At 71.7% G+C, this 13356-nt stretch carries 12 protein-coding genes; 9 read left to right on the top strand and 3 right to left on the bottom strand.

From position 1 onward, the window contains the following. The first annotated feature begins 99 nt into the window (after positions 1-99). The 8 genes from I73_RS28450 (at position 100) to I73_RS16330 (ending at position 9996) form a co-directional block, all read left to right on the top strand. The gene (locus tag I73_RS28450; RefSeq protein ID WP_051049248.1) at positions 100-1116 is read left to right on the top strand and encodes an HD-GYP domain-containing protein; all 1017 of its coding nucleotides are present in this window, start codon (positions 100-102) and stop codon (positions 1114-1116) included. Continuing rightward, positions 1109-3286 (top strand): PAS domain S-box protein, encoded by a 2178-nt coding sequence (locus tag I73_RS31795; protein WP_022981606.1) that lies wholly within the window; start codon positions 1109-1111, stop codon positions 3284-3286. The genes I73_RS28450 and I73_RS31795 overlap by 8 nt, the downstream gene beginning before the upstream one ends. Further along, complete coding sequence (locus I73_RS30990; RefSeq protein WP_022981605.1) at positions 3283-6237, top strand: EAL domain-containing protein; 2955 nt, start codon at positions 3283-3285, stop codon at positions 6235-6237. The genes I73_RS31795 and I73_RS30990 overlap by 4 nt, the downstream gene beginning before the upstream one ends. Next, the gene (locus I73_RS33270; protein WP_022981604.1) at positions 6224-6397 is read left to right on the top strand and encodes a hypothetical protein; all 174 of its coding nucleotides are present in this window, start codon (positions 6224-6226) and stop codon (positions 6395-6397) included. The genes I73_RS30990 and I73_RS33270 overlap by 14 nt, the downstream gene beginning before the upstream one ends. Then, positions 6394-7251: an HDOD domain-containing protein gene (locus I73_RS16345; protein WP_022981603.1), complete on the top strand. Its 858-nt coding sequence runs from the start codon at positions 6394-6396 to the stop codon at positions 7249-7251. The genes I73_RS33270 and I73_RS16345 overlap by 4 nt, the downstream gene beginning before the upstream one ends. Positions 7252-7276: 25 nt before the next feature. Then, positions 7277-7858: a response regulator gene (locus I73_RS28435; RefSeq protein WP_022981602.1), complete on the top strand. Its 582-nt coding sequence runs from the start codon at positions 7277-7279 to the stop codon at positions 7856-7858. Between the two features lie 100 nt (positions 7859-7958). Beyond that, positions 7959-8501: a hypothetical protein gene (locus I73_RS16335; protein WP_022981601.1), complete on the top strand. Its 543-nt coding sequence runs from the start codon at positions 7959-7961 to the stop codon at positions 8499-8501. Further along, entirely contained in the window at positions 8452-9996 is a 1545-nt protein-coding gene (locus I73_RS16330) for a diguanylate cyclase (RefSeq protein WP_026096840.1), read from the top strand. Before I73_RS16335 ends, I73_RS16330 begins: the two co-directional genes overlap by 50 nt. Positions 9997-10007: 11 nt before the next feature. On the opposite strand, the gene I73_RS16325 is transcribed toward I73_RS16330, so the two are convergent. The 3 genes from I73_RS16325 to I73_RS16315 are packed head-to-tail and all read right to left on the bottom strand — an operon-like array spanning position 10008 to position 12428. Next, complete coding sequence (locus I73_RS16325) at positions 10008-10742, bottom strand: sulfite exporter TauE/SafE family protein (RefSeq protein WP_022981600.1); 735 nt, start codon at positions 10740-10742, stop codon at positions 10008-10010. Positions 10743-10779: 37 nt separating this feature from the next. Then, positions 10780-11112, bottom strand: coding sequence for a high-potential iron-sulfur protein (locus I73_RS16320; protein WP_022981599.1), 333 nt, complete (start codon positions 11110-11112; stop codon positions 10780-10782). A gap of 35 nt (positions 11113-11147) precedes the next feature. Further along, positions 11148-12428, bottom strand: a complete 1281-nt coding sequence (locus I73_RS16315; protein WP_022981598.1) for an MFS transporter — start codon at positions 12426-12428, stop codon at positions 11148-11150. Positions 12429-12566: 138 nt separating this feature from the next. Here I73_RS16315 and I73_RS28430 point away from each other — a divergent pair, with 138 nt between their 5' ends. Then, positions 12567-13340, top strand: coding sequence for a DUF3348 family protein (locus tag I73_RS28430; RefSeq protein ID WP_022981597.1), 774 nt, complete (start codon positions 12567-12569; stop codon positions 13338-13340). Positions 13341-13356 lie beyond the last annotated feature (16 nt).

Genomic DNA, 13356 nt, shown 5'->3' with positions numbered 1-13356 from the left:
CGGCTAGCGGACATCGGCTCCACCATCGCGGCCATCAACCAGCCCTAGATCCACCGCTACATCGCCAAGCCCTGGAACGATCCCGACCTGCTGCTGACCGTGCAGGAGGCCCTGCGGCGGCGCCAGCTGGAGCTGGAGAACCAGCAGTTGCTGGACCAGGTGCGGGCGCAGAACCAGGCGCTGGCCGAGCTCAACCAGGGGCTGGAGCAGCGGGTCAAGGCCCGCACGGCCGAGATCGAGCAGATCAACGACATGCTCGAGAAGGCCTACGAGGAGCTCAACGAGAACTTCATGGTGGCGGTCACCGTGTTCTCGGGCCTGCTGGAGATGCGCGAAGGCGCCGTGGCCGGCCATGCCCGGCGGGTGGCGGCCCTGGTCAAGCGCATGGGGCCGCATCTGCGCCTGGATGAGCGCGCGCAGCAGGAGGTCTACCTGGGCGCGCTGCTGCACGACATCGGCACCATCGGCTTCCCGGACCGCATGCTGGGCAAGCCCCTGTCCCTGCTGGGCCCCGAAGACCTGGCCCGCTACCGCCACCACCCCAAGGATGGCGAGGCAGCGCTGATGCCGCTGGCCCGGCTGCATGGCGTGGGCCGCATCGTGCGCCAGCACCACGAGCGGGTGGATGGCAAGGGCTTCCCCGACGGGCTGGAGGGGGAGGGCATTGCGCTGGGGGCCCGCATCGTCGCGGTGGCCAGCGACTACGACGACCTGATCCACGGGGCTCTGTCCGAACAGCCGCATGCCCGGCCCCAGGCCTTGCAGGCCATCCGCGGCGGCATCGGCACCCATTACGACCCCCAGGTGGTGGCCGCCCTGGAGGCCGTGCTGGCCGAGCCCGAACCCCTGGAGCGCGAGGACGAGTGCATCGAGGCCATCCAGCTGCGGCCGGGCATGGTGCTGGCCCGCGATCTGCTGTCGACCAAGGGCGCATTGCTGCTGGCCGCCGGCTATGTGTTCGAGGAGCGGGTGATCCGCCAGATCCGCGAGTTCGTGTCCAGCGAGGGCGTGCGGCTGACCCTGCACGTGCGTCGCCAGCCGGGGGGCGAGGCGCCGCGCCTGACCCCGCCGCGGCCCCAGGTGGCCACCCCCGCCGCGGAGCTGCGCCATGGCTGAGGGCGCCCCGGGGCCCGTGGCCTCCCCCCCGGCCGTCCTGGCGGCCTATGACGTGGTGGCGGTGCCCTTGCTGCTGCACCGCAGCGGCGTCGTGCTGCATGCCAACCCCGCCATGCTGCGCCTGCTGGGCTGCTCGCTGGAGGAGGCCCGCGGTCTGGATGTCGCCGTGCTGGTCATCGAGGAGGACCGGGACGCCCTGCGCGACCAGGTCCAGGCCGGCCTGGCACCCGATGCGCCCGAGCCGCCCGCCCAGACCTTCACCCTCGAATCGCGCCAGGGCGTGCGGCGCCGGGTGGAATGGACCTCCCGGGCCTGCACCATCGAAGGCCAGCGCACGCTGGTCGTCACCTGCCAGGACCTGAGCGACATGCAGTTCGTGCAGGACAGCCTGCAGCAGCTCAGTCAGATGCTGCACCAGATCATCGAAGGCGGCCCCATCCCCACCTTCGTGATCGGGGTGGATCACCGGGTGACCCACTGGAACCGCGCCTGCGAGCGCCTGACCGGGGTCTCGGCCATGGAGATGCGCGGGGCGGATGGGGCCTGGCGGGGCTTCTGGCGGGAGCCGCGCGCCTTGATGGCGGACCTGATCGTCGACGAGGCGCCCGAGGCGCTGCTGCGCAGCACCTATGCCGATGGCGATGCCCGCCAGATCGAGGGCGGCGATGGCGCCTGGGAGGTCGAGCAGTTTTTTCCGCAGCTGGGCCCCGAGGGGCGCTGGGTGCATTTCACCGCGGTGCCGCTGCGCGACACGGCGGGCCGCATCATCGGCGCCATCGAGACCCTGCTGGACGTGACCGAGCGCCGCCAGGCCGAGGAGGCGCTGCGCCAGCACCGCAACGAGCTCGAGCTGCGGGTGCAGGAGCGCTCCGCCGAACTGCGCGGCACCCTGCACCAGCTCGAGGCCTTCATGGCCAACGCCCCGGTGGGCGTGGCCCGCACCCGCGGCGCCCGCATCGAGCACCATAACCGCAAGATGGCGGAGATCCTGGGCTGGACCGATGACCGCCCTCCCCAGGACACCGCCGAGCTCTTCCGCAGCCGCGAGGATTTCGAGTGGCTGCGTGAGCGCTCCACCCCGGTGCTGCGCACCGGCCAGGCCTGGCGCCACGAGATGTGGCTGCGCCACCGCGACGGTCGCCAGCTCTGGGTGCAGCTCATCGCCTACCCGGCCGATGTCGAGCACATCGAAAGCGGCGCCTGGTGGCTGCTCGAGGACCACACCGAGGTGCGGCTGGCCCAGGACGAGCTTCGTTCGAACTACGACCGGCTCAAGCAGACCCTGCGCAAGCTCGAGGACGCGCAGAACCAGCTGCTGCAGTCCGAGAAGATGGCCTCCATCGGCCAACTGGCCGCCGGGGTGGCCCACGAGATCAACAACCCGATCGGCTTCGTCAGTTCCAACCTGCACACCCTCAAGGGCTATGTGGGCCAGCTGCTGGCGCTGGTGGGCGCCTACGAGACCGCCCAGGCCCAGCCCGGCGCGCAGGCCCTGGCCGCGGTGGAGCAGGCCCGCCACGCGGCCGAGATCGACTACCTGCGCGAAGACCTGCCTGCCCTGATGAGCGAGAGCGAGGACGGCCTGGCCCGGGTCAAGAAGATCGTGCAGGACCTCAAGGACTTCTCGCGCCTGGACCAGTCGGAGTGGCAGGAGGCCGACCTCAACGCCGGCCTGGAATCCACCCTCAACGTGGTGCGGCACGAGGTCAAGTACAAGGCCGAGGTGCGCAAGTTCCTGGAGCCCCTGCCGCTGGTGCGCTGTCTGGCGGCCCAGCTCAACCAGGTCTTCATGAACCTGATCGTCAACGCCTCCCACGCCATCCAGGGCCACGGGGTCATCACCCTGGCCAGCGGCCACCAGGAGGGCTGGGTCTGGATCGAGGTGGCCGACACCGGCTGCGGCATGACCGCCGAGGTGCAGCGGCGCATCTTCGAGCCTTTCTTCACCACCAAGCCGGTGGGCAGCGGCACCGGGCTGGGCCTGTCCCTGTCCTTTTCGATCGTGCAGAAGCACGGTGGGGTGATCCAGGTGCATTCGGCCCTGGGCCAGGGCAGCGCCTTCCGTGTCTGGGTGCCGGTGGCCGGTCCGGGCACGGACGGCAAGGCCGCCACGCCGCCGGCCCTGCCCTGGGTGGACCGGCAGGCCGCTTCAACGCAGGGGGGCGCATGAGCACGGCGCAAGGCCCGCGGCCGACCTCGGTGGACGGGGCGGTGGATGTGAGCGCGCTGGTGGTGCCGGCAGGCGCCACCCTGCCATGGTTCGCCGCCGTGCTGGAGCGCACCGAGGTGGCGCTCATCTTGTTGCAGGCCGATGGCCTGCGCTACGCCAACCCGGCGGCGCGCCGGCTGTTGGCCTGGGGCGAGGGGCCGGTGGCGCAGCACCAACTCACCGATTGGGTGGTGCCCGAGGACCGAGCGCTGATTGCCGAGCAGCTGCGTCGCCGCCTGGCCGGCGAGCCCGGCCAGTTCTGGGAAGTGCAGGGCCTGCGCCAGGATGGCAGTCGCTTCGACGTCCGGCTGTACGGGCAGGCCGTCCAGGTCGAGGGGCAGCCAGCCGATCTGGTCACCCTCTTCGACATCAGCGAGACCCGCCAGGCCCTGCGCCAGGCCCAGTGGCATGCCGAGCTGCTGGACCACAGCGAACACCTGTCGCGCTCGGGCTCCTATGTGCTGAGCTGGCCCGAAGGGCGTCTGCGGCCTTCGGCCGGGCTGCGCCAGCTGGTGGGCACCCTGGCGGATGTCGGCGCCGCCGACCCGCAGGAGGCCTGGGCCTGGGTGGTGCCCGAGGACCGTGCCCGGGTGCAGCAGGCCTGGCGCGAGGCCCAGCCCGACGAGCCCTTCCAGCTCCAGCATCGGGCCTTCGGATCCGAGGGCCAGTCGCTCCAGGTGATGCACCGCGGTGTGCTGCGCAGGGGCACGCAGGGGGAGGCATGTCAGGGCATCGGTCTGGTGCAGGACATCACCCGCCAGCACGAGGCCGAGCAGAAGGCCCAGACCCTGGCCCAGTTCGATGTGCTCACCGGCCTGCCCAACCGCGCCCACTTCATCGAGCAGTTGGCGGCCCGGATGCAGATCGCCCGCTGGGACCGCAGCGCCTTCGTGCTGATGGTGGTGGAGCTGCCCCAGCTGCAGGAGCTGCGTGTCACGCTGGGGCACGAGGCGGCCCAGAGCGTGCTGCGCACCCTGGCGTCCCGCCTGCAGCAGCAGGCCCGCGAGCAGGCGCAGGTGGCCCGGGTCGGTGGGCAGGAACTGGCCCTGATGGGCCGAGCGGAAGCCGATGTGGCCCCCGAGACCCTGCTGGAGCAGGCGCGCCAGCTGCGCGACCAGCTCCAGGCCCCGATGCTGATCGGCACGGCCGAGGTGCTGCCGCGCTGCCGCATCGGCCTGGCCATGTTCCCGGGGGACGGCCAGGACGGTCCCCTGCTGCTGGAGGCCGCGGAGAAGGCCTGCATGCTGGCCGACGAGGCCGGTGGGGTCGCCTTCGCACGCCCCGAGGCCCATGCCCATGCCCTGCGCGAGATGCAGATGGCCAGCGCGCTGCGTCACGCCCTGGAGCGCCAGGAGCTGCGTCTGGTCTACCAGCCGCAGGTCTCGCTGAGCACGGGGGCCATCGTTGGCGTGGAAGCCCTGGCGCGCTGGCGTTCGGCGCAGTGGGGCGAGGTGCCGCCTGCCGAGTTCATCGGCGTGGCCGAGCGGACCGGGCTGATCCGCGAACTGGGCCACTGGGTGCTGGAGACCGCCTGCCGCCAATGGGTGGGCTGGCGCGCCGCCGGCCTGAGCCCACCGCGCGTGGCGATCAACGTCTCGCCCCACCAGCTGCGTCGGGGCGATCTGGCCCTGTCCGTGCAGCGTGTGCTGCTGGACACGGGCATGGACCCGCGAGGCCTGGGCATCGAGCTGACCGAGAGCGCCGTGATGGACGACCCGACCCGGGCGGGCCAGGCGCTCAGCGAGCTGCGCGCCCTCGGGGTGGAAGTGGCGCTGGACGATTTCGGCACCGGCTATTCCAGCCTGGCCTGCCTGCGCAGCCTGCCCATCGACGTGGTCAAGCTCGACCGCAGCTTTGTCAGCGACCTGGACAGCGCGCCCGAGAGCATGGCCCTGACCCGCGCCATCCTGACCATGGCCCACGGCCTGGGCATGCAGGTGCTGGCCGAGGGCGTGGAGAACGAGGAACAGCTCAACCTGTTGCGTTCCAAGGGCTGCGACCTGATCCAGGGATACTGGTTCAGCCCGCCGGTGGAGCCTCCCGCCCTGGCCGAGCGCCTGGCCACCGGCTGGCGCCTGGCGGCCCAGCACCTGTCGCGCGACGACGGCCGCCGCACGCTGCTGCTGGTGGACGACGAGGACAACATCCTGGCCGCGCTCAAGCGCCTGCTGCGGCGCGACGGCTACGACATCCTGACGGCCCGCAACGGCGACGAGGCCCTGCGCTGCCTGGCCGAGCATCCGGTGGACGTCATCCTGAGCGACCAGCGCATGCCTGGCATGACGGGCGTGGAGCTGCTGCACCGCGCCGCCGCCCTCTACCCGGACACCGTGCGCATGACGCTGTCGGGCTTCACCGATCTGCAGTCCATCATCGACGCCGTCAACGAGGGGGCGGTCTACAAGTTCCTGACCAAGCCCTGGGACGACGACCGCCTGCGCAACCACGTGGCCGAGGCCTTCCGCCGCAAGGGCATGGCCGACGAGAACCGGCGCCTGAGTGCCGAGGTGGAGACCACCAACGCCCTGCTGGCCCATGTGAACAGCCAGCTCAGCGCCGCGCTGGATCGCCAGCGGGAGCAGGGCCTGCTGCTGCAGGCCAGCGTCGGCGGCGTGCGCGAGATCCTGGACAGCCTGCCGCTGGCGGTGATCGGGGTCGATGCCGACGACCTGCTGGTCTATGCCAACGCACAGGCCCATCAGCTCTTTCCGCCCCAGGTCCTGGCCCTGGGTCTGCCGGCCCAGGCCGGCATCGCCCGGCTGGCCCCGGTCGGGGGCGAGGCGCGCTGCCGGATCCAGGGCCAGGCCTGCCGTGTCTGGCGCCACCGCCTGGGCGGCGGGCCCGGGCCCTGGCGGGGCGATGTGCTGATCTGTCTGCCCCTGTCCGAGGATGTCTGCCATGTCGCCGATTGACGAGCCCACCGCCCCGGCCCCCGGGCAGCCGGCGCCGGCCGCCCCCACCCCGGCCGAGGCGCGCCTGGCCCATTTGTTCCGTCACAGCCTGCGCGACGGGCGGCTGCACCCGCTCTACCCGCTGCTGCGCAAGTACCGGCAGGAGGCCGGCCAAGCATGATCGCCCCCGCCCTGTCACTGGAGCGTGTCCAGACCTGCGTGGAGACCCTGCCGGCCCTGCCGCAGGCCGTGCGCGAGGTGATGCAGGCCCTGCAGCGGGACGACGTCTCCGTGGAGCGCAGCATCCACCTCATCGAGCAGGACCAGGCCCTGGCCGCCCGCACGCTGCGGGTGGCCAACTCGGCCTTCTACGGCATGTCCGGGCGGGTCGGCCGCATCGGGGATGCGGTCACCCTGCTGGGTCTGCGGGCGGTGTCCGGCGTGCTGCTGGCTGTGTCCTACAGCAGCGGCCTGGACACCCGCCGCTGCACCGGTTTCAGCTTCCGCAGCTACTGGCGCCACAGCATGGCCACCGCGCTGGCCGCCCGCCTGCTGGCCCCGCGCCTGCGGCTCGACCCCGACGAGGGCTTTGTGGCCGGCCTGCTGCATGACATCGGCAAACTGGTGCTGGCCGCGCATTTCCCGGCCGAGGGGGCCCAGGCGATTGCGCTGGCCCGTGGCGCCGACGTGGCGGATGTGGCGGCCGAACGGGCCACCCTGGGTCTGACCCATGCGGAGATCGGGGCGGTGCTGGTGCGGCACTGGCGCTTTCCGTCCGAGGTGGTCCAAGCCGTCGAGCACCACGGCCTGCCCTCGGCCGCCAGTGATCCGACGGCCCGCGCCCTGGCCGAGCTGATCGAGGTGGCCAATGCCGTGGCCCATGCCCTGGACCTGGCCGAGGACCCGCTGGACGTGGTGCCGCCGCTGGATCCGGCACTCTGGCTGCGGCTGGACCTGAGCGACACCGCGGCCCTGGCCCTGTTGGCCGACGTGGAGCTGGGGGTGGAAGACATGTGCCGCGCCCTGGCCCTGTGAGGCCTGTTTCAACCTGGAGAAGACCATGCCCCGACTGCTGCTGGTGGATGACGAAGCCTCCCAGCTCAAGGCCTTGCAGCGCACCCTGCGGGGGCTGTGCCCAGATCTGCACCTGGACCTGGCGCTCAGCGGCGAGGAGGCCCTGGCCCATGTGCGTGCCCGCGCCCACGACGTGATCGTGGCGGACCTGCGCATGCCGGGAATGGATGGCCTGACCCTGCTGGCACAGGCGGCTCGCTGGCAGCCGCTGGCGGTCACCATGCTGCTGACCGGCGTGGCGGACTTCGCCACCGCCCAACGGGCGCTGAACGAGACCGGCATCTTCCGCTACCTCACCAAGCCCTGGGAGCCCGAGCTGCTGCGCAGCCAGATGCGCGGGGCGCTGGCCGAGTTCCAGCGCCGGGCGACCCAGCAGGCCCAGGCGACGGCCTGGCGGGCCGGTCAGGGCCAGCTCACGGCCCAGGAGCTGGAGCGGCTGCGGCTGGAGCAGGAGGAGCCGGGCCTGACCCATGTGGAGTGGGCCGACGACGGGGCGGTGCTGATGCCTGCGCTCGACGCCGAGGAGGCCCCTGCGCACATGTCAAGTTCTGGCTGGGATCGTCGATAAGACGCTCAGCCTTCCACCCGTTTTTGCCCGCGCCCCTGCCATGTCCAATCCGGCCCTCTCTTCCTTCAGTCTGTCGCCCGATCCGGGATGGCGCAGCTGGATGCCGACGCGTTGGCGCGGGTCGCTGCTGCTGCGCCTGAGTGTCGGGGCGCTGCTGGCGGGGGTGCTGGCCACGGCCAGCACGTCCTGGTTGCTGGTGCGGGATGCGGAGATCGACACCGAAGCGCGGGGCCGGCAGGTGCTGCTGCAGGATGCCACGCGAAGCGCCGACTCGCTGACCCAGCGCATCGTGGAGCGGCAGCGCAGCCTCTGGGCTGTCGCTGAGGAGATGAAGCAGTCCGGCGAGTGGGCTGGCCACGGAGGCGGCGATCCCGCCTTGCGCGTGATGTTCGACGCCCTGTTGCAGGCCGACCGTGCGGGGCAGGTCACTTACCGAGAGGGACCGTCCGAGCTTTCGCGTTCCTGGACGTCCCGGCGGTTCGCGCCCGGCTTCAAGTCCACCGTGCGCGAAGGGCGGCCCATGGTGTGGTTGGTACAGCCCCACAGCGATGCGGACCATGATTCCGGCCCAGCCTGCCGAGGCAGGGCACGCCGTGCCGATCACGGTGGTGATGCTGACCCAGCCGGTGATCCGCCAGGGTGAGATCCGGGCGGTGCTGGGGGGCGTGCTGCGGCTCAACCAGGATGGCCTCATGCGGGAGGTTTCCGAGGCGGGGCTCGACCTGGGCGAGGGCGCGATCTCTCAGCTGCTGGCCGTCACGGATGGCCAGGGCCGACACCTTGTCGACGGCGTGATCGACGAGGAGCAGATCGGGGCCGAGGCCCGGCAGGATCTGGCGCTGGCCATGGCCCACTGGCGCGATCAGGGCAGTCCTGTCGAGCCCGAGGGCGTGATCTGGACCGGGCAGAAGCAGATCGTGGTGGCGGCTGGTGTCCCCGGGGCCGACTGGGTGGTCTGGCGACGCTATTCGCGGGACACCTTGCTGGAGCCGCTCAACGCGATGCGCAGCCGGTCTCTGCACTGGTCGCTGGGCCTGTGGGGCGGCCTCTCCCTGCTGCTGCTGCTCTACCTCGGCTGGCAGCTCCACCCCCTGGCTCTCCTGGAGCGGCGGGTCGTGGGCATGCTCGATGGTGGGCAGGACCCTCACGCCGGCTGGCCCCGGGCTCGGGGCGAGATCGGTGCGCTCAGCGCCACGCTCAGCGGCGTGGCCCTGGCGCTGGCCGACAAACAGGCCGAGAACCAGCGGCTGCTGGAGCAACGCGAAAGCCTGATGGCCGCAGCGCCCCTGGGCCTGGCCTTCGTGCGCGAGGACCGGCTGACGCTGGTCAATGCCGAGTTGGAGCGCCTGTTGGGCTATGCGCCCCAGGAGTTGAAGGGGCTGCCGGTCCAGTTGCTGATGGCCGATCCCGAAGAGAGCGCCCGGATGGCAAGCGAGATGCGCGCGGCGCTGACCGAGGGGCGGGCCTACGAGGGCGAACACCGCTTCCTGCGGCGGCAGGGCAGCACCTTCTGGGGCCAGGTGCACGCCCGCCAGGTGAGGGCCGGGCAGCCTGAGGCCGGCGTGGTGTGGACCTTGGGCGACATCACGACCCAGGTGGCATCACGCCACCAGTTGGAATGGTCGGCCACCCACGATCCCTTGACGGGTTTGCTCAACCGCCGCGGCTTCGAGGACCGGATGGAGCGCTTTGTCGAGGGCCGGCTGCGTCGCCCCGCGGCCCTGCTGATCATCGACCTGGACCACTTCAAACCGATCAATGACAGCGCCGGGCATCAGGCCGGTGACGCCATGCTGCAGGCCATTGCCCGGGGCCTCAACGAGGGCGTGCGCGCCAGCGACGCCGTGGGCCGGCTGGGGGGCGACGAGTTCGCCGTGCTGCTCGAGGGCTGCCCGCCCCAGTGGGCCCGGCGTCTGGCGCAGAAGCTGCTGGAGCGCATCCGTGCCGTTCAGGTGCCCTGGAACGGACGGCAGCTGCAGGTCAGTGCCAGCATCGGCCTGGCCATGTGGAACGACAGCATGGGCAGCTCCCATCACTGGATCCACGCGGCCGACCTGGCCTGCTACGAGGCCAAGCGCGCCGGACGGGCCAATGTGCAGGCCAGCGCTGACGAGCCCCTGGACGAGGCCCTCGGCTGAGCGACCCGCCGTCAGGCCTTCAGGAACAGCCCGATCGTCAGGGCGATGCCCAGGGCCACGATGGCCATGCGCAGCACCCGCTCGTTGACCCGGTGCAGGGCCCAGGCCCCGGCCAGGCCGCCCACCAGCGCGCCCGCGCCCAGCACCAGGGCCTCCAGCCAGTGCACCTGGGGCGACAGCACGAACAGCGTCACCGCCGAGGCGTTCATCACGCCGGCCAGGGCGTTCTTGGTGGCGCCGGCATTGCGGGTGGCCATGCCGGCCATGGTCAGCGCCGCCAGCATCAGAAAGCCGATGCCGCCGCCGAAGTAGCCGCCATAGATCGCGATCAGGAACTGCGCCACGCCCGCGCCCACCGGGCCCAGATGGGTCCCGTTGGCCCCGGACTTGCGGAAGAAGCTGCCCCAGGCGAACACCGTGGTGGCGAACAGCACCAGCCAGGGCACCAGCCGCGCAAAGATGGAGGAGGGCGTGTTCAGCAGCAGCAGGCCGCCCAGCGCGCCGCCGGCCAGGCTCAGGATGAACAGGGCCTTGAAGGGCAGGGGGCCGCAGCCGCTGACCATCTTGCGCCCGGCCAGGCCGGAGCTGACCTGGCCCGGGAACAGGGCCACGGTGGAGGTGATGTTGGCCGCCAGCGGCGACATGCCGGTCAGCATCAGGGCCGGCAGGGTGACGAAGGAGCCGCCGCCCGCGAGGGCGTTTTGCAGGCCGGCCCACAGGCCGGCGGCCAGGACGATCAACAGCATCGAAGATTCCGAACAGGGGATGGAGGGGAGAGGCGGATCAGGGCGCCTTGGGCTTCCAGGCCGAGCACCAGCCCGCGGCCTTCACCTCGACCCCGTAGAACAGCTGGCAGCCGCCCTGGCTGTCGGCGGCCTCGCCACCGTACAGGTCGCAGTTGCGGCAGGTCTGGCCGGTGGCGTACTGGGCAAAGCGCGTGCGGTCCACCCGCTGGGCGTCGGCCACATAGCCCAGTTGCTGGGCCGCGGGGTTGTCCTCCTGCAGCAGGGGCAGCGTCTGCGCCCGGGCGCTGACGGGAGTCAGCCACACCACCGGCAGGACGGTGGCGGGCAGGGCGCGCAAGAGCGCGCGGCGGGTGGAAACAGGCTGGGGCATGGGTGCTCCTGGCGGGCGAAAGGGGTTGCCGGTGTTCAGACCGCCGGTGCACCCAGGGCCTTGGCTTGGCTGCGCGAGCGTACGACAAGCAGCGCCCCTGCGAAGACCAGCAGGCCCAAGACCCCGATGCCCGCTTCCACATTCAGCATCGCGGACATGCCCCAGCGCTCGTAGGACTGGCCATCGACCCAGGTCATGTAGCCGATGGGCACGTTCGACAGCGAGGCCATGATGTTGTACTTGGTGGCCGCCGCGCCGCGGCCGATGACCTCCAGCACCAGGGCCGAGAAGCCGGCGTAGGCCATGCCCACCGCCACGTTGTAGGCGCTGGCCAGCACGATGAAGCTCAGCTCGCTTTTGGGCGACAGGGCCATCATCACCGCCAGCACCACCTGCAGCAGGCCGAACAGGCAGTAGGCCGTCTTGCGCTCCAGCCGGTCGCAGACCCAGCCGCCCAGCAGGCAGCCGGCGGCCGAGGCCAGCCCGCCCAGGCCGCCGTTGACCAGGGCCACCGTGTTGGCGCTGGCATGCCAGTCGCCCGCCATGACCGACCACAGGTTCGAGACAGCGCCGCTGCCGATGGGCAGGAAGCAGACGATCAGGGCCAGCAGGCCCGCGCGCGAGGACAGCACCGACCACAGGTCGCCCCACAGGCCCCACAGCACGCCCTTGAAGCGGGCCAGCACGCTGGCGTGGGCCGCACGCGATTCATGCGGGGTCTTGACCGGCTCCGGCAGCAGCAGCAGGGGGATGCAGCTCAGCACGCACAGCGCGGCCATCACCCAGCCCGAGGCCAGCACCGAGACCTGCCAGTCCTGCACCAGCCACAGGGCCAGGCCACCGCCCAGCGCGCCGCCCCCCAGGTTGCCGGCCTGGAACCAGCCGGCCGCCCGGCCCTTCTCCTCGTCGGCGGTGCTGTGGGCCATCAGGCTGTCCACCGCCATGCCGGAGACGGTGCTGGTGATGTTGGTGATCAGCATCACCACCGTCAGCGCGCCCCAGTGCAGCGCATCGCGCGAGAACCAGGCCATGGCCACCATGCCCAGGCCGGTCACCAGGGTGGAGGCCAGGTACCAGTGGCGCCGCGTCCAGCTCAGGTCCACCAGCGGGGCCCACAGGAACTTCCAGGTGTTGGGCACATAGCTCAGGGCGATCAGGCCGGCGATGGCCGCGGCCGAGATGCCCGCCTGCTTCAGCTCATAGGCCAGGGCCACGCCCAGGAAGCCGCCCACCAGCCCGAAGGGCACGATCAGCACCATGAAGATCCACGGCGGGGCCGAAGGGCTGGCGTGCGGGGCGGCGGAGTCGGAGGCCATGGTGCTTGCAGGGGACAGCTGTGAAGGCGCGGATGGTAGCCGGCGGCCGGGCTCGGGTCCTTCCCCAGTTCCCCTGGGGCGCCGCCAGCTCCCGCCAGCGCGGCCCCGTAAAATCAGCGGTTTTTTCCGTCCGCACCCGTGAACTCCCCGACGGCGCGTTCTGCGCGCCCCGCGTCCTCCTCTGCCATCACCGCCACCAGTGCCCTGGCCGGCTCGGACTTCCTGCGCCTGCTGGCCGCCTGGGGCCTGGCCGCGCCCGCGGGCGGGGCGGGGGCGGCCGCTGCCTTCGGCCAGCGCCTGTCCGAGTGGTTCAGCTGGACGGATGCCATCGCCCTGTCCGGCGCCCTGGGCGGCCCGGCCGAGCCGGTGCCCGCCGGCCTGCTGACGGCGGCCGAGCGCCTGGCGGTGGAAACGCGGGAGCTGGCCCGGGTGCGCCAGCAGCTGCTGGGCCACATCCGCGGCGAGCCGGCCGGTGCCCGCAGCCGCCCGGCCGCGCGGGTGGCGGTGTCGCCCCACGTCCAGGCCCGGCTGGCGGCCGAACAGCTGGGCGACGAGGGCTTCGCCCCCCACCGCCAGCGCTGCCTGGCCGTGCACAAGGCCATGGACAACGCCATCGGCGCGCTGCGACAGCGCGTGCGTGACGCGGTGGCCGCGGCCTCGCCCGCGCTGGCCCACCTGGCCACGCTGGACGTGGTGATGGAGGACGTGGTGGGCGGCCGCGAGCGGGCCCTGCTGGCCCAACTGCCGGGCCTGCTGGCCCAGCGCTACGAGCGCCTGCAGGCCGAGGGCACCGAGGACCTGAACCCGCGCTTCCAGCGCGAGCTGCAACAACTGCTGGAAGCCGAGCTGGACTTCCGCCTGCACCCCGTGGAGGGCCTGCTGGACGCCTTGCGCCAGGCCGCCACGCACTGATCTGATCGACAAGGAA

The sequence above is a fragment of the Ideonella sp. B508-1 genome (assembly GCF_000333615.1).
Taxonomy (GTDB): domain Bacteria; phylum Pseudomonadota; class Gammaproteobacteria; order Burkholderiales; family Burkholderiaceae_C; genus Ideonella.
This window is presented reverse-complemented; position numbering and strand designations above follow the sequence as displayed.